General features: G+C 69.3%; 23 protein-coding genes. 15 read left to right on the forward strand and 8 right to left on the reverse strand.

Annotated elements, in window-relative coordinates:
- Window positions 1–7: 7 nt before the first annotated feature.
- The 3 genes from OHU74_RS35575 to OHU74_RS35585 all read right to left on the reverse strand — a co-directional run bounded on the left by OHU74_RS35575 (window position 8) and on the right by OHU74_RS35585 (window position 3,401).
- Entirely contained in the window at window positions 8–493 is a 486-nt protein-coding gene (locus OHU74_RS35575; RefSeq protein WP_371614052.1) for a Crp/Fnr family transcriptional regulator, read from the reverse strand.
- A gap of 117 nt (window positions 494–610) precedes the next feature.
- Window positions 611–2,974 (reverse strand): phosphoketolase, encoded by a 2,364-nt coding sequence (locus tag OHU74_RS35580; RefSeq protein WP_371614051.1) that lies wholly within the window; start codon window positions 2,972–2,974, stop codon window positions 611–613.
- 244 nt (window positions 2,975–3,218) lie between these two features.
- Window positions 3,219–3,401, reverse strand: a complete 183-nt coding sequence (locus OHU74_RS35585) for a hypothetical protein (RefSeq protein ID WP_371614050.1) — start codon at window positions 3,399–3,401, stop codon at window positions 3,219–3,221.
- Between the two features lie 189 nt (window positions 3,402–3,590).
- Here OHU74_RS35585 and OHU74_RS35590 point away from each other — a divergent pair, with 189 nt between their 5' ends.
- The 6 genes from OHU74_RS35590 to OHU74_RS35615 all read left to right on the forward strand — a co-directional run bounded on the left by OHU74_RS35590 (window position 3,591) and on the right by OHU74_RS35615 (window position 9,787).
- On the forward strand, window positions 3,591–4,271 hold the full coding sequence (locus OHU74_RS35590; protein WP_371619516.1) for a helix-turn-helix domain-containing protein: 681 nt from the start codon (window positions 3,591–3,593) through the stop codon (window positions 4,269–4,271).
- The gene (locus OHU74_RS35595; protein WP_371614048.1) at window positions 4,268–5,023 is read left to right on the forward strand and encodes an HAD-IA family hydrolase; all 756 of its coding nucleotides are present in this window, start codon (window positions 4,268–4,270) and stop codon (window positions 5,021–5,023) included. Before OHU74_RS35590 ends, OHU74_RS35595 begins: the two co-directional genes overlap by 4 nt.
- On the forward strand, window positions 5,020–7,419 hold the full coding sequence (locus OHU74_RS35600) for a glycoside hydrolase family 65 protein (protein ID WP_371614047.1): 2,400 nt from the start codon (window positions 5,020–5,022) through the stop codon (window positions 7,417–7,419). Before OHU74_RS35595 ends, OHU74_RS35600 begins: the two co-directional genes overlap by 4 nt.
- Before the next feature lie 482 nt (window positions 7,420–7,901).
- The gene (locus tag OHU74_RS35605) at window positions 7,902–8,258 is read left to right on the forward strand and encodes an STAS domain-containing protein (protein ID WP_371614046.1); all 357 of its coding nucleotides are present in this window, start codon (window positions 7,902–7,904) and stop codon (window positions 8,256–8,258) included.
- Window positions 8,259–8,323: 65 nt separating this feature from the next.
- Window positions 8,324–8,923, forward strand: coding sequence for a hypothetical protein (locus OHU74_RS35610; RefSeq protein WP_371614045.1), 600 nt, complete (start codon window positions 8,324–8,326; stop codon window positions 8,921–8,923).
- Window positions 8,924–9,070: 147 nt separating this feature from the next.
- The gene (locus tag OHU74_RS35615; protein ID WP_371614044.1) at window positions 9,071–9,787 is read left to right on the forward strand and encodes a GAF and ANTAR domain-containing protein; all 717 of its coding nucleotides are present in this window, start codon (window positions 9,071–9,073) and stop codon (window positions 9,785–9,787) included.
- A gap of 3 nt (window positions 9,788–9,790) precedes the next feature.
- Here OHU74_RS35615 and OHU74_RS35620 read toward each other — a convergent pair whose 3' ends face one another.
- On the reverse strand, window positions 9,791–10,081 hold the full coding sequence (locus OHU74_RS35620; protein WP_371614043.1) for a hypothetical protein: 291 nt from the start codon (window positions 10,079–10,081) through the stop codon (window positions 9,791–9,793).
- A 366-nt stretch (window positions 10,082–10,447) separates the two neighbouring features.
- Here OHU74_RS35620 and OHU74_RS35625 point away from each other — a divergent pair, with 366 nt between their 5' ends.
- The 6 genes from OHU74_RS35625 to OHU74_RS35650 all read left to right on the forward strand — a co-directional run bounded on the left by OHU74_RS35625 (window position 10,448) and on the right by OHU74_RS35650 (window position 14,929).
- Window positions 10,448–11,044: a hypothetical protein gene (locus tag OHU74_RS35625; RefSeq protein ID WP_371614042.1), complete on the forward strand. Its 597-nt coding sequence runs from the start codon at window positions 10,448–10,450 to the stop codon at window positions 11,042–11,044.
- Window positions 11,045–11,293: 249 nt separating this feature from the next.
- Window positions 11,294–11,524 (forward strand): hypothetical protein, encoded by a 231-nt coding sequence (locus OHU74_RS35630; RefSeq protein WP_371614041.1) that lies wholly within the window; start codon window positions 11,294–11,296, stop codon window positions 11,522–11,524.
- Window positions 11,525–12,096: 572 nt separating this feature from the next.
- Entirely contained in the window at window positions 12,097–12,543 is a 447-nt protein-coding gene (locus tag OHU74_RS35635; RefSeq protein ID WP_371614040.1) for an RNase A-like domain-containing protein, read from the forward strand.
- Between the two features lie 11 nt (window positions 12,544–12,554).
- Window positions 12,555–13,124: a hypothetical protein gene (locus tag OHU74_RS35640; protein WP_371614039.1), complete on the forward strand. Its 570-nt coding sequence runs from the start codon at window positions 12,555–12,557 to the stop codon at window positions 13,122–13,124.
- 75 nt (window positions 13,125–13,199) lie between these two features.
- On the forward strand, window positions 13,200–13,772 hold the full coding sequence (locus tag OHU74_RS35645) for a hypothetical protein (RefSeq protein ID WP_371614038.1): 573 nt from the start codon (window positions 13,200–13,202) through the stop codon (window positions 13,770–13,772).
- A 680-nt stretch (window positions 13,773–14,452) separates the two neighbouring features.
- On the forward strand, window positions 14,453–14,929 hold the full coding sequence (locus OHU74_RS35650; RefSeq protein WP_371614037.1) for a hypothetical protein: 477 nt from the start codon (window positions 14,453–14,455) through the stop codon (window positions 14,927–14,929).
- Window positions 14,930–15,197: 268 nt separating this feature from the next.
- On the opposite strand, the gene OHU74_RS35655 is transcribed toward OHU74_RS35650, so the two are convergent.
- Window positions 15,198–16,619, reverse strand: coding sequence for an ArnT family glycosyltransferase (locus OHU74_RS35655; RefSeq protein WP_371614036.1), 1,422 nt, complete (start codon window positions 16,617–16,619; stop codon window positions 15,198–15,200).
- Window positions 16,620–17,681: 1,062 nt separating this feature from the next.
- On the reverse strand, window positions 17,682–18,587 hold the full coding sequence (locus OHU74_RS35660; RefSeq protein ID WP_371614035.1) for a S41 family peptidase: 906 nt from the start codon (window positions 18,585–18,587) through the stop codon (window positions 17,682–17,684).
- Window positions 18,588–18,643: 56 nt separating this feature from the next.
- Between OHU74_RS35660 and OHU74_RS35665 the strand changes: the two genes are divergently transcribed.
- Both OHU74_RS35665 and OHU74_RS35670 read left to right on the forward strand, forming a co-directional pair.
- Window positions 18,644–19,186 (forward strand): ArsR/SmtB family transcription factor, encoded by a 543-nt coding sequence (locus OHU74_RS35665; protein ID WP_371614034.1) that lies wholly within the window; start codon window positions 18,644–18,646, stop codon window positions 19,184–19,186.
- Window positions 19,187–19,715: 529 nt separating this feature from the next.
- Window positions 19,716–20,117, forward strand: coding sequence for a hypothetical protein (locus OHU74_RS35670; RefSeq protein ID WP_371614033.1), 402 nt, complete (start codon window positions 19,716–19,718; stop codon window positions 20,115–20,117).
- Window positions 20,118–21,295: 1,178 nt separating this feature from the next.
- Here the strand turns inward: OHU74_RS35670 and OHU74_RS35675 are convergent.
- The gene (locus OHU74_RS35675; protein WP_371614032.1) at window positions 21,296–21,889 is read right to left on the reverse strand and encodes an MEDS domain-containing protein; all 594 of its coding nucleotides are present in this window, start codon (window positions 21,887–21,889) and stop codon (window positions 21,296–21,298) included.
- 518 nt (window positions 21,890–22,407) lie between these two features.
- Here OHU74_RS35675 and OHU74_RS35680 point away from each other — a divergent pair.
- Window positions 22,408–22,704, forward strand: coding sequence for a DUF6296 family protein (locus OHU74_RS35680; RefSeq protein ID WP_371614031.1), 297 nt, complete (start codon window positions 22,408–22,410; stop codon window positions 22,702–22,704).
- 282 nt (window positions 22,705–22,986) lie between these two features.
- On the opposite strand, the gene OHU74_RS35685 is transcribed toward OHU74_RS35680, so the two are convergent.
- Window positions 22,987–24,018: a chitinase gene (locus OHU74_RS35685; RefSeq protein ID WP_371614030.1), complete on the reverse strand. Its 1,032-nt coding sequence runs from the start codon at window positions 24,016–24,018 to the stop codon at window positions 22,987–22,989.
- Window positions 24,019–24,065 lie beyond the last annotated feature (47 nt).

The raw sequence follows: 24,065 nt of genomic DNA on the forward strand, positions 1-24,065 counted from the left end.
AATTGTCTCAGATGCGGCTTCCGCTGCCGTGGGGTGCGTACAGGTCGAGCAGCCGGATCTCGGCGGAGATCAGCCGGTGGGCGAGCACCTGCCCCACCCAGTGCCAGATTGCGGAGGTGAGCGCGGGATCGGCATCCATCAGCGCCCGCACGGCGGCGGCATCGAACTCGTCGGTGCGCACCGGCGTCATGGCCTCGGCGCCGAAGTGCCAGGTGTAGGGACGGAACAGCCAGGACCAGCCGACGAGCTCGCCGGGGCCGACCGTTTCGACCACCGCGGCCTGCCTGCCGGGTACGTGCACGTCCATGCCCACGTTGCCCGACCGGAGGACCCAGAACCGGCCGGCGTGCCCGCCCTGGTTGAACAGTCGCGTGCCGGCGGGGAAATCCGCCTCGTGGGCCAGGGCCAACAGGCTGGCGCGGTGCTCCGGGGACAGGGCGCGGGAGAAGACATCGGGGGAGGAGCTGAGCCTGTGGAAGGAAGAGGTGCTCATGGCGGTTCTCCGTTCGGGTGCGCCTACCAGCCTCCGCCCATGGCGGCCGGCCCAGGAAGGGCCGTTCGGTACCTTCCCCGACCCGGACGGCCCACCCGTATCGGCCCGGGCGGGCGATCAGTAGGGCCAGGACCAGTCGGCGACCTCCGGCAGGTCGGTTCCGTGGGCGCGGATCCAATCGTGGTGGCGGATCCGCTGGTCGCACATGCTCTGGCGCAGGGCCGCTGCGCGGCCGGCGAGTCCGGGGACGCGGTCGATGACGTCCATGACGAGCCGGTACCGGTCGAGGTCGTTGCGGACGACCATGTCGAAGGGGGTGGTGGTGGTCCCGGACTCCTTGTAGCCGCGGACGTGCAGCTGGGCGTGGCCGGTCCGGCGGTAGGCGAGGCGGTGGATGAGCCACGGATAGCCGTGGTAGGCGAAGACCACCGGCTTGTCGATGGTGAAGAGGGCGTTGTACTCGGTGTCGGTCATGCCGTGCGGGTGCTCCTCGTGGGGCATCAGCCGGGCGATGTCCACGACGTTGACGACCCGGACGGCCAGCGAGGGGAGGTGCTCGCGGAGCAGGGCCGAGGCGGCCAGGACCTCCATGGTGGGTACGTCGCCGGCGCAGGCGAGCACGACGTCCGGCTCGCGGGAGCCGTGGTCGGTCCCCGCCCAGTCCCAGACTCCGGCGCCGCGAGCCACGTGCGCGCGGGCCTCCCCGATGGGCAGCCAGTCGAAGCAGGGCTGCTTGCCCGCGACGATCACGTTCACCCGGTCACGGCTGCGCAGGGCGTGATCGGCCACCGCAAGGAGGGTGTTGGCGTCCGGCGGCAGGTAGACCCGTACGACGTCCGGGCTCTTGTTGAGGACGTGGTCGACGAATCCGGGGTCCTGGTGGGAGAAGCCGTTGCTGTCCTGGCGCCAGACGTGCGAGGTGAGCAGGTAGTTGAGGGACGCGACGGGCGCGCGCCAGCTCAGCGTGCAGGCGTTCTTCAGCCATTTGATGTGCTGGCCGACCATGGAGTCGACGATGTGGGCGAAGGCCTCGTACGTGGAGAACAGGCCGTGGCGGCCGGTGAGGAGGTACCCCTCCAGCCAGCCCTGGCACACGTGCTCGGAAAGGATCTCCATGACCCGGCCGTCCCGGGACAGGTTCTGGTCGGTGGGCTCCGTGCTGCCCTGCCAGGCCTTGCCGGTGACGTCGTACAGGTCGTCGAGGTGGTTGCTCGCCGTCTCGTCCGGTCCGACGACCCGGAAGTCCCGCCGTCCGGCGGTGTCCCTCATGACCTGCGCGAGGTAGCGGCCCAGGACGCGGGTCGGCTCGTGCAGGGTGCTCCCGGGCTTCTCCACGGTGACGGCCCACGCGTCGAGCCCGGGCAGCGGGAGCGAGCGCAGTAGTCGGCCGCCGTTGGCGTACGGGCTCGCGCCCAGGCGGCGCTCCCCCTCCGGTACGCAGGTCAGCGCGGAGGACACCGGACGGCCCTCGGCGTCGAAGAGCTCCTCCGGCCGGTAGGAACGCATCCAGGTCTCCAGCTGCCGCAGATGATCGGGGTTCTCGCGGACCTCGGCGAGCGGCACCTGGTGCGCCCGCCAGGTGCCCTCGACGGGTTGGCCGTCGACGGTCGCGGGACCCGTCCACCCCTTGGGGGTCCGCAGGACGATCATCGGCCAGCGCGCACGCTCAGCGCCCGGATCCGTGCCTGCGCCCCGCGCTTCCCGCTGGATGGCGTGGATGCGGTCGAGGGCCCGGTCCATGGCTCCGGCCATGGCCGGGTGGACGAGGGCGGGGTCGCTGCCGGAGACGTAGAGGGGCTCGTGCCCGTAGCCGCGCAGCAGTGCGTCGAGCTCCTGCTCCGGGATCCGCGACAGCACGGTCGGATTGGCGATCTTGTATCCGTTGAGGTGCAGGATCGGCAGGACGGCGCCGTCGTGGACCGGGTCCAGGAACTTGTTCGAGTGCCAGGAGGCGGCCAGCGGCCCCGTCTCCGCCTCGCCGTCGCCGATGACGCAGGCCACCAGCAGACCGGGATGGTCGAAGGCGGCCCCGTACGCGTGGGCCAGCGAGTAGCCGAGCTCGCCGCCCTCGTGGACGGAGCCCGGCGTTTCCGGCGCTACGTGACTCGGTACGCCGCCGGGGAAGGAGAACTGGCGGAACAGCCTGCGCATCCCGTCCGCGTCCCGGCCGATGTCCGGGTAGGTCTCGGTGTACGTGCCCTCCAGCCAGGAGTTGGCGAGTACGGCTGCCCCTCCGTGGCCGGGTCCCCAGACGCACAGGGCCTCCAGTGAACGCTCCTTGATCACCCGGTTCAGGTGGGTGTGGACGAGGTTCAGGCCGGGGGCGGTGCCCCAGTGGCCGAGCAGCCGCGGCTTGATGTGCTCGGGCCGCAGCGGCTCGGCGAGCAGCGGGTTGTCCAGGAGGTAGATCTGGCCGACGGCCAGGTAGTTCGCGGCGCGCCAGTGCGCGTCCAGCTCGGCGATCCGGTACGTGGTGGTCATGAGCGCTCCTTCAAACCGCAGGCCGAAGCATGCGCCGGTTGAGCCGATGCGTGAACCGTGCTCCTACGGGGCCGGAGGCGGGAAGGGCAGGACCGGCCCCCACATGGGGCCGGTCGGCCCCTTCTGCGCCACCGGTGGGGGGTGGAGGTTGGGCGGTCGAGTCGTTGCCGGGTCACGCCGCCCCGGCTGACGACGAGCAGGCCCGGTCAGCGGACGTGGTGTGCGGGGCGGGTGCGTTGCGCAGTCAGTCGAGGATCTGGCCGGCGTCGGCGTGGGCGACCGCGTTGCGCGGGTCGGGCAGGACAAGGCGGAGGTGGTGCAGGACGCGGCCTCCGGTTGCCGTACCGGCCGAGGAGACGATGACGACCGTGCCGCCACGGGCGAAGGTGCGCGTGAGGACGGCGGCGAACTCCCCCTGGACCGTCATCGAGGGTGAGGCGGACCCATGCGGAGCCCACCGTCACACCCCGAGAGGGGGGCCGCATGGGCCCGACAGGCCCCGGTAGGGGACCGTCCGGCCCTGTCCCGTGCACCCGTAGCGGGTACAGCCTGAGGTTGGCGCCCAATGCGTCGCCAAGTTCCTGTACCGGCTACGAACCGCAAGGGTGTGACGATCATGGGAGAAACCACGGCAGATACGTCCCCGATCAAGGTTCCGGCTGCCCGTGGCGACCTCGGACGACGTGTGACCGCCCGCCGAGAAGAGCTGGGGCTCACGCGTGAAGAACTCGGGGAGCGTTGCGGGGCCGCCGAGTCGTACATCGCCTATGTGGAGGAGCGGGCGGCGGCGCCCAGCATGGGCATGCTCGTCGGTCTCGCGGACGGGCTGGGGACCACCGTTGCCGAGCTGACCGGGAGAACGACCGACAGTCCCCCCGGCATGGGGACCGCGATGCGGGATTCCGAGTCGACGGTGCTGAGCGGAGCCGAGTGCCTCCGCCTGCTCTCCACCCACGGCATCGGCCGGGTCGGGTTCTCCGGCATGGAAGGACTTGCCGTCTTTCCCGTCAACTATGTCGTTGTAGGAGACGAGATCGCGTTCCGTACGGCGGCCGACTCGCGGCTCGCCGAGGCAGCCGGGACCGAGGTCGCCTTCGAGGTGGACCACATCGACGACGCGATGCGGGAGGGCTGGAGCGTCATGGCTGTCGGCGAGGTGTCCGGTGTCACGGACGGGGCACGCGTCAGCCACCTGTATTCCGTCGCCCGCTCGCTGCCCTGGGCCGGCGGACCCCGTACGCACTGGATGTCCATAGCTCCCACCCGGATCAGCGGCCGCCGTGTGGGTTCCGGGTGAGCGCCCCGCATGCCGTTGTGTTCGACACCGACGGGGTGCTCCTCGACTCGGCCCTGCTGCACGCAGCGGCCTGGAAGACCGCCTTCGACAGCTGTCTGGACGCCTGGGCCGCGTCCGGGAACGGGAGACAGCCGCCCTTCGACGCGGAACGTGAGTACCGCCAGTGGGTCGACGGCAAGCCCCGGCTGGACGGGGCGAACTCCTTCCTGAACTCCCGTGGCATCGACCTGCCGACCGGCAGTCCCGACGACGCACCGGGCGACGACACGGTCTGGGCGGTCGCCGCGTGCAAGGAGGCGGCGTTCGTACGCACGCTGGAGTCCGGGGCTGTCGAGGCCTTCACCGACGTCGCTCCGGCGCTCGCCCGGCTGAGGGCGCACGGCGTGTACTGCGCGGCCGTATCGGCCTCCCGGCATGCCCGGCCGCTTCTTGGATCAGCTTCTCTTCTGAGCTACTTCGACACGGTGGTGGACGGCACGGACGCTGCCGAACTGGGACTGGCGGGCAAGCCGGACCCCGCTCTGTTCCTCGAAGCGTCCGTACGGCTCGGGATGGACCCCGCCCGCTGCGCGGTGGTGGAAGACGCCCTCGCGGGTGTCGAAGCAGGCCGGCGCGGCCACTTCGGCCTCGTCATCGGCCTCGACCGGGCGACGAGCCCCGCCACCGCGGGGGCACTACGGGAACGCGGGGCGGACCTGGTCGCCGCCGAACTCCTCACGGTCGCCGACCTCGTCTGCGGGGCAGGACCGTGACCGCCTCGTGGACCTGGGAGTACGACCATTACGATCCCAAGACGGAGCGACTAGTCGAAGCCCTGTGCACACTGGGCAACGGCAGGTTCGCCACCCGCGGTGCGGCCCCCGAAACCCCGGCGGGCCCCGTTCACTGTCCCGCCACCTACGCCGCCGGCTGCTACAACCGGCTCACCTCGCACGTCGCCGGACAGCAGGTCGACAACGAGGACATGGTCAACCTGCCCAACTGGACGGCACTGCGTTACCGCTGCATCGCCGCCGACGGTCTACCGGGCGACTGGCTGACTCCCGACGACCCCGGCATGCTGCACTACAAGGTGGTGCTCGACCTGCGCCGAGGGACGCTCACCCGGCACATGCTCTTTCAGGACGGCCACGGCCGCCGCCTCGGCGTCACCCACGTCCGCGTCGTGCACATGGGGGACCCCTACCTGGCGGCCCAGCGGACCACCTTCCGCGCGTACGGCTGGAGCGGCCTGATCGAAGTGGAATCAGGGCTCGATGGAGACGTGGCCAACACGGGAGTGGAACGCTACAGCGGGCTCGACGGCCACCACCTCACGGATCATCGGACGGGCTTCGCACCGCACGGCGTCGCATGGATCGCCTGCCGCACCACCTCCTCCCACACCGAAATCGCCCTTGCCGTAAGGACGGTCACCCGACCCCGCACGCCCACCATGAGGAGCCAAGCCGCAGCCGGGACGGTGCAGACGTTCAGACTGCCCGTGGTCCCCAGGCAGTCCGCGACGGTGGTGAAGACCGCGGCCCTGTACACCTCCCTCGACAGGCCGACCGGAGACCTCCTGCCTCGCGCGATCGAACACGCTTCGCGGGCCCCCGGATTCCCGGACCTGCTCACGGCGCAGCATTCGGCCTGGGAACGGCTATGGGAACAAGGCGAGTTGACCGTCGCGGGGGAGACGGGCAAGATCCTGCGACTCCATGCCTTCCACGTGCTGCAGACGCTCTCCCCGCACACCGCAGAGCTGGACGTCGGCGTCCCCGCACGGGGGCTGCACGGTGAGGCCTACCGGGGCCATGTCTTCTGGGACGAACTCTTCGTCCTGCCCTACATCACCCTGCACTTCCCCGAAGTCGCGCGGGCCCTGCTCATGTACCGCCACCGACGTCTCCCGGCCGCCCGCGATGCTGCTCGGCAAGCCGGTCAGAGCGGGGCGATGTTCCCCTGGCAGAGCGGAAGTTCGGGGCAGGAGGAGAGCCAGGCCCTGCACCTCAACCCCCGCTCGGGCCGCTGGCTGCCAGACCACTCGCACCTGCAGCGCCACGTCGGCTCCGCGATAGCCCTGAACGTCTGCCGGTACGGGCGGGCCACCGGGGACACCGGCTTCCTGCACGGCCCCGGAGCGGAACTCCTGCTGGAGATCACCCGCTTCTGGGCCGGCGCCGTCGTCTACGACACGGAACGGGGGCGCTACCGCATCCGTGGTGTGCTGGGCCCGGACGAGTACCACGACGCCTATCCGGGGGCCTCGGAAGCCGGAATCGACGACAACGCCTACACCAACGTGATGGCGGCCTGGGTGATCCAGCAGGGGCTCGAACTGCTCGATGCGCTGCCCCCCGCGCGCCGGACGGAGCTGACCGAGCGGCTCGCCCTGGACCGCGGCGCTCTGGAGTACTGGGAAGAGGTCTCCCACCGCTTGTACGTCCCGTTCCATCGGGGCGTCATCAGCCAGTTCGAGGGATACGGAGACCTGGCCGAGCTGGACTGGGCGGCCTACCGTGCCCGGTACGGCGACGTGCGCCGGCTCGACCGGATCCTGGAAGCCGAAGGGGATACGGTCAACCGCTACCAGGCGTCGAAACAGGCCGATGCGATCATGCTCGGCCACCTCTTCCGGCCCGCCGAGCTGTACGGCCTCTTCGCCCGGCTCGGCTATCGGCTCGACGAGACGGTGTGGCGGGAGACCGTCTCGTACTACCTGCGGCGCACCAGCCACGGATCGACGCTCAGCAGCCTCGTCCACGGCTGGGTACTGGCCCGCCAGAAGGACCCGGACGCCTGGAAGTACTGCCAGGAGGCACTCCTCGGCGACGTCGCGGACATCCAGGGCGGGACCACCGGCGAGGGCATCCACCTGGGCGCCATGGCCGGCACCCTCGACCTCGCGGAGCGCGGCATCACGGGTCTGGAGACCGGCCCCGAAGGCCTGTACGTCGATCCCGTCCCCCTACGGGAGATGGAGCCCGTCTCCTTCACGCTCTGCCACCGGGGACACCGCGGTGTCCGTGTCCGGCTGCTCCAGGGCAGGTTCGGCATCACCGTGCCGGAATCCCGCCAAGGTCCTCTGGCCCTCATGCTGCCGGGGGAACAGGCCGTCGTGGTGGCGGGAGGGGAGGAGCATTGGTTCCGGCTTCCCGTGGACTAGACCCGCCGCCTTCGCGGAGATCTCCCTCGTCAAGACGTATCGCGTACGGGCTCACACGAACGACCGATGGTGGTCGGCACTGCTCGGATACACCAAAGTCGCAGGTGCGATCGTTTCTGCGCCTGCGCCTCGCAGCTGGGGCGCACGTCGGTGCGCCCGCGCGCCGGTCGGCAACCAGCCAGAAGAGGCCTGCTTGCGCCCCTCCGCCGATACCGGCACCGGGCTATGCTGCGAACAGAACGTCCCCCGTTCCAGACCCTGACGGCGCGTTGCCCGCCACAAATCTCCGCGTCGCGGCCCGAACTCACGATCCGCCGGCCCCGACGCATCCGAGGGCGTGGTTCGTCCCCATCCTGGAACGCAGGCTGCCGGACCGGCCTTGCCCTCCGTGTGCACATCCGCGCCGGGAAGTGACGGGAGGAGCCGGGGAGTCCGGCGCCGACCGGTGTTGCCCGGCTGGTCCCGAACCGAGGCACTTCATCATGCGTGTCCCCGATCCGATCGCCCACAGGTACGACGAGAACGGCCGGGTGCTGATCGCTCCGGCCGGCGAGCTCGACGTCTCCACCGTCCACTTGCTGCGCGCGGCACTGGCGCGATGCCTGCACGACGACGTCCGCACCATCGACATCGACCTGTCCGCCGTCACCTTCTGCGACTGCAGTGGGCTGGGCGTCCTCCTCTCCGCGTGGTGGCGCATCACGGCGGCCGGAGGAACCCTGAGGCTGCACCACCCGCCGCCCGTACTGGTCCGCATCATCGGCATCACCCGTTCCGGTTTCTTGCTCGGCGACCGTCCCGCTCTCGCCCTCCCCGTCGCCCTGGGGGGTGTGCTGTGACGGACACGTCGCCACTGGGGCGTTCTCAGAAGGTCCGCCGCGGGGCTCCGTACGGTCCCGACGAGATGATCGCGATCCGCCTGCGGCGGCTGAACCGATGGCAGGCCGAGGGACTGCGGGAAGACGTGGCGGACCTGTACGTGGAGTCCTCCCACCCGGCGGCAGGTGCTGCCCACAGCAGCCGGGAAGCCTTCCTGCAACGCTTCACGGGCGATGTCCGGCAGCCCGGATTCGCCATGCTGGTCGCCGAGCGGGCCACCTTGCTCGGATGCGTCTTCGGTTTCCCCCTGAGACGCGACGGCTCCTGGTGGAGGGGGTTCCTCGGACCCCTTCCCCGGGACATCGAACAACTCACAGCCTCCGGCCACGTCTTCGCCGTCACCGAAGTCGTGGTCGCCCCGCACGAACAGACCCTCATCCTCGGCCGGCGGCTGCAGGAGCGGCTGCTGGACGACCATCGTGCGTCGCTCGGCGCCACCCTGGTGCCCGAGTCCGATGCCCGGAGCCTGGCGACCTTCCGGTCCTGGGGGTGGCGCGAGGTCGGCGAGGTCCACAGGCCGCCCGGCACGGCGCTGCACCGGGCGCTGGTACTGCCCCTCGGGAGGGTGCCGGGAGCCGTGTCCGACCAGGGGCTCCCTGCCGGCACCCGGCGACCGGAGCGGTGACGGGTGGGCGGACGGCCAGGATCCGCCTGCTCGTGGCCGAGCAGGCGGCCCGGCGCGGCGAACGGATCGCGGTGCCCGGATCGACAAGCCGGATCCGGACGAGGACCGGAGCGCCCCCGACGATGCCTGAAGACAGAAGGTGTGCACATGAACGAGCAGTTCCTTGCCAAGGCATTCGTCGAACTTGCGGACAACTTGGTCGCGGACTTCGACCTGATCGACTTCCTCTGCATGCTGACCGACAGATGTGTCGGCATGCTCGATGTGAACGCGGCCGGCGTACTCCTCGCGGACCACAATGGTGAACTCCGCGTGATGGCCGCCTCCGACGAGCGGGTGCGCCTGCTCGAACTGTTCCAGCTCCAGAACGACGAAGGCCCGTGTCTGGAGTGCTTCCACACCGGCGTACCCGTCACCATCCCGGACCTGAGCACGGAAGCCGCCCGCTGGCCGCGCTTCACCGCGCAAGCCCGCCACAGCGGGTACTCGGCGGTCCAGGCCCTGCCGATGCGTCTGCGGGACGAGGTCGTGGGCGCGCTGAACCTGTTCCGTGCCCTCCCGGGGCCCTTCGATCCGGCCGCCACGCCCATCGCCCAGGCCTTGGCCGACGTCGCCACGATCAGCCTCCTGCAACAGCGCTCTTCCCGGGAGAGCACGGTGCTCAACGAGCAGTTGCAGACGGCGTTGAACAGCCGTGTGTTGATCGAGCAGGCCAAGGGCAAGCTCGCCGAACGTCAGGGCATCGGCATGGAAGAGGCCTTCAGCGCGCTGCGCTGCTACGCCCGCGCGCACAACCGGCGTCTGTCCGACCTGGCCGGCGCCTTCGTCGACGGAAGTGAGCCCCTCGCAGGCCTGGTCACCTGACCGTCAACGCGGTTCTTGACGGTCGCGGTCACGGCGGTTCTCACGGCTCCGGCGGCCGCGATGCTGCCGGGCGTAGCGGCGGTCCCAGCGGTGCTGCTGGTCACGGTGGTCCCGGTAATCGGCGTAGTCCTGGTGGTCGTCGTAGCCGCGGTGGTCGCTCTGATGACCCGAACGGCCAGGCCGTCCGCGGTGCACGAGGGCGAAGAGCAGTACCGCGGCGGCCACCCACAGCAGGTGGTTGAGGTAGCCGAAGAGGATCAGGGCCACCAGGAGAACGAGAAGCACGACGGACACGAGCAGTCCCTTCCACAGCGGAACAGGTCATCGCTGCCGGGGACCGGGGCCTCATCCAGCAGCCTAGCCCCGCGTGGAGCCCGGCGACAGCAGTCGGACCCATTGACAGCCGCTACTGCCCGGCGTTGACTGACGCAGAAGGTGTCGGGCCGTACCACCCGGGAAAGCTCCGGAGTCAAGCCCGCCACCCTCCGCTTCGCCCGGACCCCGCGGAACGCAGGTAGCCCCTCTGTGACCGCTGTGCAGGTCCCGGCCATGTCCTTCCGGATTCTTCTCCTCCTGCCGGCATCAACGCGCCATCGAGCGAGGAGAGTCGACGGGTATGCAGCAGAACGACGTACGAGCCGGCAACAGCGGGGGACCTCCATGTCCAGGTCCGTGATCATCATCGCGGCCCTCGTCGCGGCAACCCTCGTCGCCGTGACGGCCGTCCTCTTGGCCACGCTCGGCCACCGCCGGATCGGACACGGTCTGAAACGGCGCTTCGGCCCCGAGTACGAACGCCTCGTGACCCGCCACGAGGGTGACACCAAGGCCGCGGACCGAGAACTCGGCGAACGCATGAAACAGCACGGTTCCGTCAGGGAACGGCCGCTCTCGCCGGCTTCCCGGGAGCAGTACGCGGCCCAATGGGCCGGGATTCGCAAGCGGTTCGTCGACTCCCCGCAGGAGGCGGTCGCCGAGGCCGACGCACTGTTGGCACGGTTGGCGTCGGACCGGGGCTTTCCGGCCGACGGGCCGTTCGAGGAGCGGCTGGCCGCGCTCTCCGTCCGCCACGCGCAGCACGTCGACGGCTATCGGGCCCTCCACCGAGCCGCCCACGGCCGTGGCAGCACGGAGGACAACCGCAGGGCCATGACCGGGGCGCAGGAGCTCTTCGACTCCCTGGTCGCACAGCATCCGGCCGACTCGGGCCGGCACCGCCCGCAGCGTCAACCCGCCGGGGGAAGCGGCACGCGATGACGTACAGGAGCGCGCACGGCGCTCCCCGGCCCAGAGTCCGCTCCCCTCGAGGAAGCCGACACCGCCTCCGCCGAAGCCGCCACCCGCGTCACGGCCGCCACCCGCCCCGGCCCCGGACGCCCGGCCGGCTCGAAGAACCGACAGCCCGCCACCCGCTACGACGCGATTGTCACGGACACTCCCAAGGACACCGACCCCGACGAAGAACCATTCGATGTCGTCTTCCACGACCAAGGCGCCAGCGTGTGGGTGAACACCGGCTACGAGGCGACCGTCTACGACCATTCGGGCAACGAGGTCGACTGCGGGCATCAGCGGCCCATCGAAGTCCTGCGTGCCTGGACCGAAGCCTCCGAGGCTGCCGCAGATCGCTCCGACCTGACGCCGGAGCTTCGGGAGAGGGCCCATAGCGAGGCGGAGACCATGCGATGGCGACTCTCAAGAGCCGAAGCCGCCGAGCAGGAGGCGCAGGACGGCTGATACGAGCTCGGGGGGACGGATCCCAACGGGGGTCTGCCCAGTCCAGTTCAGCGGCCGACGCCAGAGGTTAAATGCCAAGCTCAGGCCGCCGGCGTCGTCGGAGAGCAAGGTGTCCTCTCGCCCGGCGATCGTGAGGTGGTGCCGAGTGGGGCAGGGGCCCTCGACGAGAACCGCAACAAGGCGGAGACCGGCCGTAGCTGGCGGACCAATCGGGATCTGCCGCCCACCGGCCGGCGTCCCATCGTCGACGTGCTGAAGAAGACGGCGGGCGCGTTTCAGGAGACCCTCGACCACCTGGCCGAGGCCATGGACACCACCAGGGCGACGACCGAGCGTTGCGACAAAGAGGCCGCCAGGGCCACGGCCAAGGATTTGACGACCGGCCTGGACCTGAGGGACGTCACCAAGCTCGGGGTCGGTGCGAACGTCGGCGAAGCCATGCGCTCATTCCGGTCTCATATGGACCAAGCCGCTCCGAGATCGCGCGCGCCCAGGGGTTCGGTGCGCGGTCGCTCAACGAGTTCAAGCAGGAGCACAGCTGGCAGCGCGGTGGCGGGAGTCCCAGCCTGTTCATGTACTCGTTCGACCTGGCGACTCGCGAGGACCTCGGGGGCGCGCATACCCTGGACAAGCACGTCGGCAAGACCGACGAACAGCTGTTGCAGCGGCACCGTGACGAAGCCAAGGGATCGGGCAAGCTCCAGCTCATGTCGACGTCCAGTTTCCCCGATGTCGAATCGGCGCAGAAACACACCCAGTACTACATCCGCCACAACACTGCCGAGATCCAGGACTGGCTGAAGAGTCCGCCACCCAATCCCGCTTCCAGATCCTTTCAGGTGGCGACGGTTCCGTTGGAGGGCCCACTCCAAAAGAATGCGGTGACAGGCCGGACCTCGGAGAGAGTGGGCCCGTCCCAGGCCGGACCTGTCCATGAAGCCCATGGGGTGAGCACTCGCCTCAAGTACGATCCGAACCTCAACCCGCCCTTCGTCGTCCTCACGTCGATGCCTGAATAGGGGAGCGAACAATGGACGATCTCACGGCGGACGCCTGGGCAGACGGACTCGCACTGTACGAGGACCGCTGGGCATTCACAGCTGTGGCCCCACGTGACCACGTGGAGTGGTGGTTCGACGTCGCGGCGGTCATGCGCGGTGAGACCGCTGATCCGCGAGGGTGGGCTTCACTCGACCCGTACGAGGAGGATGTCGACCGCGAGGCCGAGACGTTCGCCTGGATCGAGCCCCCCACCAGTGCAGCGGACGTGGAACGCTTCAATTCCTCCGTCGAAGAACTGCCCCGGTCCTCGGTCCAATCACTCATGGTCCTTCTCGCAGTCGTCGGCATGAATGTGTCGAAATCCCGTGACTTCGAGGATCGTCGGCCGGAAATGGAGTGCCGTGCCCGGGTGTTGCTTTCGCGCTTCCCCGATGGCACCTGCTTCTACTCCAACATCGATTGGAAGGGCGAGCATCCGAACTTCTACGAACAGCCGGTCAACGGGACCAGTCCGTTCAGTCAAAGCCGTTGGGACGCAGGCCTGATCGCGGTCAACGACACAGAAGTAGCTCTGATCTGGACTTTCGAATCCTTCTGACCTTCTGACCTTCCGACCTGACGGGGGAAGTCCTTGCTCACCCGAACCGCTACCTATCCGACCGGGATACCGCCAATGACTGAACTCACTGCGGAGGCATGGTCGGACGCACTTGAGCTGTACCAGTACAGCTATACCGCCGTCTCGGCCGCCCGGCGCGAGCACGATGAGTGGTGGACAGACGTTGCCGCGATCATGCATGGTCAGACGTCCGACCCTCGCGGATGGCTGTCGCTCGATCCGGACGAGGGCGAGTTCGAACGTCTGGACGACCCACTGTTCCCCTTCGTGGAAGCCCCTACGACGCCGGCAGACGCGGTGCGCTTCCGACCGCGAGTGACCGAGCTGCCCCGGAAGTCGGTCCGGTCATTGTCGGTTCTGCTCGGCACTCCCGGCCTGGACGTGACCAATGCCGCAGAGTTCGACCACCATCGGCCGGAGATGGAACGCCGGGCTCGCCTGATCCTTTCGCGCTTCCCCGAAGGCACGCGCTTCTACTCCAATGTCGGCTGGAAGGGCACGAACCCGGACTTCTACGAGCAGCCCGTCCGCCTGACGGATCCGTTCAGCCGTTACGGCTGGGACGCCGGTCTGATTGCGGTCAACGACACCGAAGTCGCGATGATCTGGCACTTCGACCCCACCTGATCAGACTCACCGAACTGGGGAACCCATGCTCACCCGAACCGCCCCGACCGGGAAGCCGCCCAGTGGGGCACCGAAGAGGTCATCAACCGCAACGAACAAGCGATCCACCGCTGGTTCGCCCAAGCCACCCGCCCGTGTATCGCCCTCGAAGCGGCCTGGCCCTCCCACCCCGATCCGGTCGGCCGCGTCCTGCTCCAGGCCATTGCTTTGGGTCGACGGTGAGCTGGCGGGGGAGCTTGGTTACGGTCCACTGCGAGGCGTGTCGGTGAAGAGACTCCGAGGATGCGGAAGTCATTCCGCCCGGTCGGCAACCACCTCGTCGGCATCCTCCATGGCTGCCTCAAAACCCGTACCACCTACAGCGAAGCGACCGCCTGATCACACCAGGCCCACACACCCGCCGCTTGACCTCAAACGACATGGGGTGTCTGAACCCCGGCCACCCCGCACCCGCACCCGGCATGCGCGCTTTCAGGCCCGTACCACCGGCCGCCCAGGTGGTTCTGACGGCATCTCAGCCTGGGACCCGCGGAAACCGTTCTTCCCTTGGGCCGGACGGAGAAGTCCGTCTGTATGCGCGGTCCCGCCGCCAGGTCGCACCCGAATGGCTACTACTCAGGGCTCTGACGTGCTGCTTCAGTTCGGTGTCCCCTTCACCCAGCCCACCTCGGGAGTCCCGCATGCCCCACCGTACGAAGCTGCGCGGCGCCGTAATCGGAGCCTGCACCACCGCCCTGGTCGTCGGCGCCGGCCTGTTCACGCTTCCCGCGCAGGCGCACAGCCAACAAGCGGTACCCGCTGCAGCCGCGCGGATGTCATCGCGCGCGGAGATGCAGGTCACCGAGTTCCTCCAGCAGTACGAGTACGCCACGGAAGGCACGCAGAACGAGGGTAAGAGCCAACTCCAGATCCGCGCGGGGTTCCTCACCAAGGGCGATGACGTAGATCCATTCCCCGGCCTCGGTCTGCCACCGCCGCACGAGTTCCCCTGGACGGTTCCGCCGGGCAGGACGGCCCTCTCTGCGAGGCGGTGCTCCGCCGCCTCTTTCCCGATGCTCCGCCCGGTGACCTCGCGCAGGTCCTCCTCTGGTGTCCGGGAAGGGGTGACCTGGGCGACCAGCCCCGCCGCACCTCATGGACATGGCAGGCGGCAGTAGCCGAGTAGGCCGGCGTACGTCGCGTAGACGGTCGCCGACCTCTGGCCGTAGGCCGGGTGCGCCGACTTCGTGGCGAACCGGTGTGATGACCGGTCAGTGGCTGAACGCGCCCGTATCCGTGGATAGGGGCGTCCGGTTCGGCGGACGGACCCGTGCTGATCTTCCCGCGCTTGTCCGCCGGGGTGGGGTCTTCGACGTTGAGCGACGGTCCCTCCGGCATATCGATGGTCGTCCCTTCGGAGTCCATCTGAGGATTTCGGCGAGCTGTTCAGTTCCGGCGTAGTAGGGGCCAGAGCTCCGCCCATGCCCGGTCCGGTCCCGCGCAGAGGACTACGGCTGCGTGCTGTTCCTGGTTTGCCGTGCCGTGGCCGTTGTCGACGTGGGCGACGGTGTGGCAGTCCGTGAAGTGGTCTTGCAGGTCGGGGTATTGCGCTGGGTGGATGAGGAGTACTGGCCCGTTGGAGGTCGTCGGGGGAGGGCCCCAGGCGTGCAATGCCATGTGGCCGGAGTACGGGGATGGCAGGCCGAGGGCGGGCCCGTACTGTGCGAGAGCTCCGGCCTCGCCGTAGTTCGCGGTCAGTAGGACGGCCGTGGCCCGCTGGTCGGCGGGGATTGCCGCCCAGCCGGTGGCGGTGGCGCGTGCGAGCTCCGGCCAGCCGACTTCTTCTCCGATGTCGGGATCGACGGTCATCGGCACGGCCAGTGCCGAGGCCGGTAGCACCGGCAGGGCGGCCAGAGCACTGGTGAGCAGGGCTGCGAGCAGTGCGCAGGCCAGTTTGGCGCGGTGCTCGCGCAGCCAGTGGGCGTACGGTTCGCAGCCGGCCGCGGTGAGGGCGTACAGCAGCGGGATCGGGTAATAGGCTTTGCCGCCGCCCGCCATCACCAGGAGGCAGAGCGCCACCCAGGCGACCGCGACGGGTCGGGCCCAGCGCAGCTCAGGGCGGCGCAGCAGCCGGCTCAGCCCGGTCAGCCAGAGGGGGGCCAGCAGTGGGGAGAGCAGGAGTACCTGCATGGGGATGACGAGCAGCCGCCCGCCCGCTCCGCCGTCGGAGCTGATTCCCTGGGCGACCGTCAGCTCGGGCCAGCCGTGTGCGGCTTGCCACCACAGGACGGGCAGCGCGAAGGGGAGCGCGGTGAGCAGTGCGGTCAGCGGGCCGAGAAGGGTGCGTGGCCGGGGTATGAGAAGGCCGCGCGGTCCTGCTGTCAGGATGCCGGCCGCCAGCGCCGCGAGGAGCCCGACTATCAGCAGCTTGTTCAGGAGCGCGATTCCTACCGCCACGCCGAGCAGTGGCCACCAGCGGATCTCGCCGGTGCGCAGCAGGCGGAGCGTCAGCAGAATGACCGTCAGCCAGGAGGCCAGGTCGAACGTCGCGGTGGAGAGCAGGTGGCCATTGCCCAGCAGATAGCCCGAGCAGGCCGTCGCCGCTGCCGCGATCACCTGGCCGCCGTGCCCGGCTCCCAGCTCGCGGGCGATCAGCGCCGTCAGTACGATCGAGGCCGCTGCGAGCAGCGCGGGAAGGATCCGTACCCCGGTCGGGGTGGCGCCGAAGAGCTCCGAGCCGAGCCGGGCCAGCAGCGGGGTGAGCGGCGGCTGGTCGGGATAGCCCCAGGCCAGGTGGCGACCCGCGAGGAGAAAGTACAGCTCATCGCGGTGGAAGCCGTATCGGCCCGACAATGCGATCAGCAACACCGCGGCAGCGGCCGCGATTCCCCCGACCGGCCCGACCGCGAACGCTCCCAGACGCGGCTGTGCATCCCCCCCGAATACGCATGCCCGCAGTCTGACCGTCCGGGACGGGGCCCGAGAAGAGCCTGGGCGGAGCCGTTGGTCCACGGCCGTGTAGGAGCTGGAGAACTCCGCGGCCCGTCCCTGTCTGCACGGGGTGTCGTGGCTGGCCAGGGAGGCCTCGGGGTCGTCGAGGTGTCGGCGTTGAACCGCTCCGCAGGGTCGTCGCTGTTGAGGGGGTCCCGCGTTGCAGTGGGGGCGGATGATGTGTACGGCCGGGAGCCGCACGAGTCCCGTTCGACCTCGCGATACAACCCGGGGCGACGGCGTCGGACTTCGATCGGTGGAACGTTCCGGTGCCGACGGCGACGCGCGAACTGCTGGGCCGACTCGGCGGCTTCGCAGTACCGCCGGTGGAGTCGACATCGAGGACGACGGGTCATGGGGCCAGGTGCTGATGCAGTACCGCGAGGGCGGACTCTTCGTCGAGGCCGACTCGCTGCCGCACTGGCTCGCCCGGCTGATCGGGACGGCGGAGGAACTGGTCAACGATACGGGTTTCGAGGAGGGCGTAGAAGCGTACGCCGAGGATTTCTGGTCCCTTCTGCAGCTGTCCGGCCCGGAGTTGCCGCTGCACCCCGCGGCCGAACTCCGGGGCGGCCCCGGCACGGACCCGGTGGTTGCCGGCCTCGCCGAGCGGGTGCCGGACGGTGCGGTGATCGCCGACCTCCGCGGAGCCCCGCCGGGCAGCCGGCCCGCTTCGATCGGGCCCTCAGGCGATACCGCCTGGAACGGGCCGTCGACGGCCCGGTGTTTGCCGCCGTTCCCTGGGACCGCTGACCGGGACGTGCCGCTCGCCCGGGTCAGGGCGGTCCGGGTAGCCGCCTGGGATTGTGGTCGGGCGTTGGAAGGGCGGGCGGCTGCTCCAGTCGGCGGAGTTTCCCATGGGTACGGTGATCGAGCCGAAGGAGCTGTGCCGGGGCAGGCGTTGCGCGGAGTGCTGTCTATCGGCCGTGCTGGGCTGGGTCAGCCTGCCAGTCGGGCGAGGGCCAGTGCGTGCGCGTGGGCGAGTGAGTCGGCAGCAGCGCAAGGGACGTCCGGCTGCACACCGACGCCCTCCCAGTTCGTGCCGGAGACGGGGTTGATGGCTCGGCCGACGGGGACGGTGGCTTCCAGGTGGGGGTGCACGGTCCACCCCTGGCACGGGTGCGCGCCGCCGCGGGTGGGCTCGCCGACGACTATGGCGCGGCCGAGCTGCTGGAGGTTGTACGCCAGCTCCTCGGCGGCAGAGAAGGTGCTCTCGCTGGACAGCACGTACAGCGGCTTGCTGCCGCCGAAGCGTGCGCCGGGAACGTACGGCAGGCTCCAGGACTGCTCGGTGCGCTCGCCACCGCGCCAGTACATGGTGTTGAGGTGGGTGCGCTCGTCGAGCAGGTAGCTGCAGACGAATGCGACCGCGTCCGGGTCGCCGCCCCGGTTGGCGCGAAGGTCCACGATCAGCGCCTGGGCGCGGGAGGCCAGGGTGAGCGCGGCGGTCAGCGGCTCGGCGGCCCACTCCAGCGGAAACAGCATCGGTGCCAGCTCCAGTACGGCGACCCCTCCGTCGAGCAACTCCACCCGGGGTGCACCGCCCAGTGAGGTGTCGAAATCCCGGCGCATGGCCTCCAGGGTGGCCGCTCCCTCCTTGGGGGGCACCGGGTCGGCGTGGTGCTTCAGTCTCAGGTGTCGGTCACCGTTGGCGGACTGCAGGTCCGCGGTGACCAGCCGGGCGAGCTCCTCGGCGCCGTCGACGTCGTAGGCGCCCTCAGCGAGGCGTCGTTGCAGCAGGTCGGCGAGTTGCTCGGCTATCTCGGGGAAGACGTAGTGCTCTGTCAGGAGCCGGGCCGTCTCGTCGATGACAGGGGCAGGCTGAAGGTTCGTCGAAGTCGTCATGGCGGGAGTAGAGCACCGCCCTTGCGAAAGCGTCAACGAATTTAGACACTTCAGGCATGCGCGATCAGCCGCCCTGTCCACCGTCTCCTGAGGACGTCCTGGAGATCGGTGCGCCCGAGCAGTTCGCGGCACTCGCCCACCCGTTGCGTCAGCGGTTGCTCTTCGCCCTGGGACACCAGCCTGCCACTGCCAGCCGGCTTGCGGCGCAGCTCGACGAGAAGAAGGGCAACGTGGCCCACCATCTCAAAGTGCTCCGCGAAGCCGGGCTGGTCCACGTCGCCGAGACCCGCCAGGTCCGCGGCGGCACCGAGCAGTACTACCGGCGCACGGCACGCCACATGGTCGTCGCCGAACCCCAAGCGGCAGGCACCGCCGCGATGCTCGCCGCGGTCGCCCAGGAGCTGGACCGCTCTCCCGCCGAAACTCACCTGACACTACGCCACCTGCGTCTCAGCCCCGCGAGGGCGAGAGAACTCGGTGAGGCCCTCGCCCAACTGGTCGACGAGGCCGAGGAAGATGCAGAGGACGAGCCCGTGCACGGCGTGTTGGTGGCGCTCTATCAGCAGGCTCTCCCGACCAGCGCCACCGGTTCCGCCTAGGCCGTCTCTTTCGGATCTTGTCGGGTCCGCGCCGCCCGGTGCCGCACCTCGCCGCACTGCCGGGGCACCCGAGTACGTCCAGTACGCGGGAGCCCCGGCAGCACGGCGAGGCACGGCACCGGAGGACGCGGACCTGACCGACAAGATCCGAAAGAGACGACCTAGCGGCACCAACCTCACGAGACAGCACACCTACCTCACTCGAGACGAGCCGCACCCGTTGACCCGTTGGCGTCCAAACCCAGTCGCCCGATCAGTGCGCTGCACCCGACTGTCTTCGATTCAGTCACCGCCGCGATCGGCCCGCACTGCTCCCGGTTTCCCCGCGTCGACAGGATCAAGTCCGTTAGACTCCGCCTGTGTCAGGACGCTTGCGAGATACTTCGGATTCCCCTCCCGGCGGTGGGCGGGCCACGCTGTGACGAGCGGTGGAATAGCCGAGGCCGAAGGACCGGTGAATCGTCCGCCGAGCTATTTCGAGCAGCCGGTCTGGACGGGGCTAGGGCTCCTGGTCGTGTGTGCCGGTCCCGTGATCCTGCTGGCTGGCATCGGCGGGTACGTCCCCGACGACGACAGGCTGGGAGTCGTTGTGACCGGCCTCGTGTGGACCCCTTTCACCGTGGTCGTCCTGGTCCTGGCCATCGTCGGCACCGTGCGCGAGCAGCGCGTGTGGCGCGACCTGGACACGGGCGGCGTGCGCGTCACGGGCAGGGTCACGTCCGCACAGCGCGTGTGGTGCGGCGAGGATGAACGTTGCACCAGGGTCCGGATGCTGGTCACCGTGCCGGGCCGGCCGCCGTTCGCCACGAGCCACCTCGTCGCCGGGGAGGAGATCATCGAAGTCGGTACGGGGATCCCGGTCGACGTGCACCCGACGCGCGACATCTTCCGCCTGGTCGCCGACCCGTCCACGGGTGGGGCGTCCCGGTAGCCCTCGCCCGCACCGAACTGCCGGCGCGGGAGCGGATGATCCGCCTGGGCCCGGAGGAGCCATACGAAGGGACCGGCTGCTACCCGCTCAACCCCTGTTGGCAGTCCGAACGCTGGCGGTCGGCCGGGCCACCTTGAGTCGGGCCAGGCCCCGATCGTCGATGTGGGTCTTCCCGATCTCAGGACTGGTGTTGATGATGCGGCGGCAGCATCGGGTGCTGAACGTCGGTAAAGGCGGGGTGGTTGTGCGATGGAGTCCGGATCGGACCTCGTGGCGGGGGGATGCGGAGGCGGTGACCGTACTGCTGGAGGCGGGCGCGGATCCGGACACGGTCACGGGCGACGGTCCGCCCGTATTGTGCTGGCGGTCGCCGCCTATGACGCCGTTGTCGCGGGTGCGCTGGTCGGGGGCGGCGCGGACCCGGACCGTGGACTGCCGGGCGCGACGACCCCTCCTGCGGGCGGTCGACGGCGGCTCGCCGGCGATGACTAGAGCCCTGCCGGGGGACGATCCGCTCCAGCGGCTCCCCGACGCCGAACGAGAACGGCTGCTCGCTCTGGCCCGGCGCTGGTACGAGCGAGGCGCTGAGGTGAAACTCCGCGACAGGGCGGGGGAGTTCGGGCCTGTGCACGAGGAGCGCGTCGAGGATGGCGAGTACGACGGCGTGGCCAGGCTGACGCTAGTGCTGCGACCGGGAACCTTCGCCGGGTCGCTCGTTGTGCTGGTTGGAAGTGACGACGCTTCCAACCACGCAAGAATAATAAGAGCAACAACAATAACAACAATGGCGGCGGCGGGGCGGATAATAACAACAATAACAACTGAACTTCAGAGTCCGGCGGCCGACGCTTCGAAGTCACCTGGCCGCCGGATTTTCACGTGCGCGCCCTGCGATGCGGTGCAAAGGGCGGCGAAGGCAGTTGGTGCTCCCAAGGTATGGCCGTACCGGGCACCATCAGCCTCTGGAAGCAGTGGGTCCGCAGGGGCGGATCCAGTAGTGGATCGACAGGGAGCGGCCGCCCGGGACCGGGATCCCCGTACCTGAACCCTCCGATATGTGTTCGGTGGTCGCCGGGAGTCACGGCACGGCAGGGCTGTGGGCCGCAGGTCGAGATAGGCCTGGACCGTAGTTCCCGGGGGACCGGTGTGGATGCGCACCAGCGTGGCGCACTCGTTGACTAGGAGCAGTCCGCGTCCTCTCGGCCGCTCGACCGGGGGAGGCGGCGGCCGGCGAGGGGATCGCGCAGCAGCCCGGGGTCCCGTACTTCGTACACCAGTTGATCTCTCTCGGCCCAGAGCCGCAGGGTCTCGTTGCCGCTGCCGTGCACCACGCTGTTCGTAGTCAGCTCGGCCACGGTCAGCGATGGCGCCGCACGGGCCTCCTCGGCCATGCCGAGTCGCGACGCGATCCGGGTGGCGAAGAAGCGTGCGCCGTGCAGATGCCCTTCGTCGAACTCGAAGGCCGCGGCGTCGCCGGGGTGGGTCAGCGGATCGTTGCTCTGTGCGAGGGCGCGGCTGGGTGGCGCACGCGTCGGCGAGTACCTCGGGGGCAGGCGTTCCGCGTCGTACGGGCACAGGGCGGTCACGCCACGACCGTGGAAGGCGGCGTTGATCAGGGCTTCGTGCTGGACGCACGCCGGGTACTCCCGCGGGGTGCGCCCCGGCCGGATGGGTTCGCCGATGATGCGGACGTGCCCGGACGGGTGGGCGTCGGCAAAGGACAGGGGGACCCCGGGGATGATCCGGCCCGGATTGCGCCCCGCGAGCGTCATGTCGGAGAAGGCGCACACCGGGCACCGCGGGGTCCGAGTCCAGATGGCCGAATTCCGCTTTGATCAGCCGAAGATTTCCGCTCGGCACCGCGACGGCGACGGGTCGAGATCGACGAAGCGGACCGTGCCGAGATCTCTTCCTCTGGATCCGGCTACGGCGCGAGGACACCGGTGACGGGCGCTCCTGCGGTGTCTGCGCGGCCTCTCGGCTTGGCCCAGACAAGGAGCCGCCGGCGAGAGGCGCTGCGGGGCAGAGGCTGAGAGAATTGCGTTGAGCGATCACTCCTTTACTCAGAGTCCGCGAGGCGGGACCTCTAGCAGCCGCCCTTGCACCCTCTGGCGACTGGGTGATGTCGGGGCCAGGTGGGAGAGATCGTTGACAGAGACAGGAGAGGCGCTTGAGTGGCAAGGCTGAAGGCAATCGCCCTGATCCTGACGGTCCCGCGCAGGCTCCTCCTCTGCAGCACCAGGGTGGCACCGTTGATGATCACGGGAGGGCTCCAGGAGCGGCCTCCAGGGTGGGCACGGGCTCGACGGCGCCGCCGATCGACCAGGAGCGCGTACGCAGAGCCAACACGGGAGACCGGATGCCGCGAAGGTACGAGCTGGTGTTCCCCGGCGGCCTTGAAGGCGGCCAGGACACCGTCGAGGTGACCGTCACCGGCCGGACGGGACCAGGAGGCCACCCCATCTACGAGGACGCCACTGGCATTGTTCAGGCGGAGATCAGCGACCGGTCGGAAGTGCGCGTTCTGGCAACCGGCGCCGGTCAGGATCCGGCCCACGGGGTCACGGCGCGCCCGTTGGCCAGCTGAGACTGACCGGGACCCTTGCCGACCCGTTGAGAGCGGACACGGCCAGTTCTGGATTCCGGCGAGTGCCTTGGTGCCCGGGGAGAGCAGGACTGCGAGGGCGAAGACGGTGCTGGATGGGCCCAAAGAGAGCCAGAAGCCGATGGAGGTAGTCCTCGCCGTGGAAATGGACGCTCCTGCCGTTTCGGTAGGTGCGGGCTTCACCCCGTTATGTAGACGGCGGATTCAATTGGTCGTCGCAACATCACTATTGACCGTCCGGCCGGCCAGGCCCACTGCAGGGCCTCAGCCGGAGAATGCCTCCGAGAAGGCCCCGGCGCTCTGCGGTACCCCACTGCAGTTCGTTGCCGCGTCGTCCGACGAGGTGTCACCGTCTTCGCACTGCTGGTCGCGGAAGGTTGACCACATCGACACCCAGGCGATGCCCTTGTCTTCGGCGAAGGAGCGGACCCGGGCCGCGTCGGCAAGGGTGAACGTCTCGCCGGTGATGTCGTTGTCGCCGATCATCGAGGTGAGGGCGAGGCCGTGCCAGGCGCCGTCGGAGGAGAGGCCGAAGACCTCCTGCAGTTGGTTGTGGGCGGCCTGGGCGGAGGCAATTGCATAGTCGCCCATATCCCCGGTGTACGTGGAGCCGTAGTTCATCGTCATGATGTTGACGGTGGCCACTTTCACGCCGTTGTCGTTGGCGGACCGCAGTAGCGCCAGGCTGTCGTCGTCGAGCCCGGAGGGCATGACGGGCAGGGTGAAGGAGACCGCCAAGTCGGTGCGCTCCTGCTGGAGCAGTGCGATGGCCTCGGAGCGCATCGCGACCGCGTCGGAGTCGGTGAGGTCGTCGCCCTCGATGTCGAAGTCGGCCTGTGTCGACCCGGCGGCGTCGAGCGCTGCTGCGTAGGCACCGGCAAGCGCGGACGCGTCGGCGCAGACCGATGCGAGCTCCGTGCCGGAGGCGCCACCGAACGATACGCGCACGCTGCTGCCGGACGATGTCAGTGCCGAGATACGGGACTTCACTGCGGGGTCGTCGATGGCATGGCTCCCGTCCCATTTCGGTGCGCAGCTGCTGCGGTCCGAGATGGCGAAGGCCAGGTTGTACGCGGACGGGGAGCCGGCGGTGTCGTTGGCGGAGGCCGTGGTGGCGCTGACGTAGGGGGCGTAGGACGTGCCGGGTGCGGCGGCCGTGTAGGGCGACGCATCCGCCGGGGACGGGCTCGACGCAGCGGCTGCGTCAGTTGACGCGGTCCTGTCCGAGGAACATCCGGTACAAGTCAAAGCCACCAGGCAGACGAGCCCGGCGAACGGCCCCAGAAAATTCCGCATTGCACACGCTCCTGCTCTCGTAATTTCCGCCTCAGGTCGAAAACTAG

The organism is Streptomyces sp. NBC_00454 (genome assembly GCF_041434015.1).
Lineage (GTDB): Bacteria > Actinomycetota > Actinomycetes > Streptomycetales > Streptomycetaceae > Streptomyces.

What these genes read in the sequence shown, in the direction of transcription:
- OHU74_RS35575 (WP_371614052.1), bottom strand. Translation starts at nt 493, where the DNA reads ATGAGCACCTCTTCCTTCCACAGGCTCAGCTCCTCCCCCGATGTCTTC.
- OHU74_RS35580 (WP_371614051.1), bottom strand. Translation starts at nt 2,974, where the DNA reads ATGACCACCACGTACCGGATCGCCGAGCTGGACGCGCACTGGCGCGCC.
- OHU74_RS35585 (WP_371614050.1), bottom strand. Translation starts at nt 3,401, where the DNA reads ATGACGGTCCAGGGGGAGTTCGCCGCCGTCCTCACGCGCACCTTCGCC.
- OHU74_RS35590 (WP_371619516.1), top strand. Translation starts at nt 3,591, where the DNA reads ATGGGAGAAACCACGGCAGATACGTCCCCGATCAAGGTTCCGGCTGCC.
- OHU74_RS35605 (WP_371614046.1), top strand. Translation starts at nt 7,902, where the DNA reads ATGCGTGTCCCCGATCCGATCGCCCACAGGTACGACGAGAACGGCCGG.
- OHU74_RS35610 (WP_371614045.1), top strand. Translation starts at nt 8,324, where the DNA reads ATGATCGCGATCCGCCTGCGGCGGCTGAACCGATGGCAGGCCGAGGGA.
- OHU74_RS35615 (WP_371614044.1), top strand. Translation starts at nt 9,071, where the DNA reads ATGAACGAGCAGTTCCTTGCCAAGGCATTCGTCGAACTTGCGGACAAC.
- OHU74_RS35625 (WP_371614042.1), top strand. Translation starts at nt 10,448, where the DNA reads ATGTCCAGGTCCGTGATCATCATCGCGGCCCTCGTCGCGGCAACCCTC.
- OHU74_RS35635 (WP_371614040.1), top strand. Translation starts at nt 12,097, where the DNA reads ATGTACTCGTTCGACCTGGCGACTCGCGAGGACCTCGGGGGCGCGCAT.
- OHU74_RS35640 (WP_371614039.1), top strand. Translation starts at nt 12,555, where the DNA reads ATGGACGATCTCACGGCGGACGCCTGGGCAGACGGACTCGCACTGTAC.
- OHU74_RS35645 (WP_371614038.1), top strand. Translation starts at nt 13,200, where the DNA reads ATGACTGAACTCACTGCGGAGGCATGGTCGGACGCACTTGAGCTGTAC.
- OHU74_RS35650 (WP_371614037.1), top strand. Translation starts at nt 14,453, where the DNA reads ATGCCCCACCGTACGAAGCTGCGCGGCGCCGTAATCGGAGCCTGCACC.
- OHU74_RS35660 (WP_371614035.1), bottom strand. Translation starts at nt 18,587, where the DNA reads ATGACGACTTCGACGAACCTTCAGCCTGCCCCTGTCATCGACGAGACG.
- OHU74_RS35665 (WP_371614034.1), top strand. Translation starts at nt 18,644, where the DNA reads ATGCGCGATCAGCCGCCCTGTCCACCGTCTCCTGAGGACGTCCTGGAG.
- OHU74_RS35675 (WP_371614032.1), bottom strand. Translation starts at nt 21,889, where the DNA reads ATGACGCTCGCGGGGCGCAATCCGGGCCGGATCATCCCCGGGGTCCCC.
- OHU74_RS35685 (WP_371614030.1), bottom strand. Translation starts at nt 24,018, where the DNA reads ATGCGGAATTTTCTGGGGCCGTTCGCCGGGCTCGTCTGCCTGGTGGCT.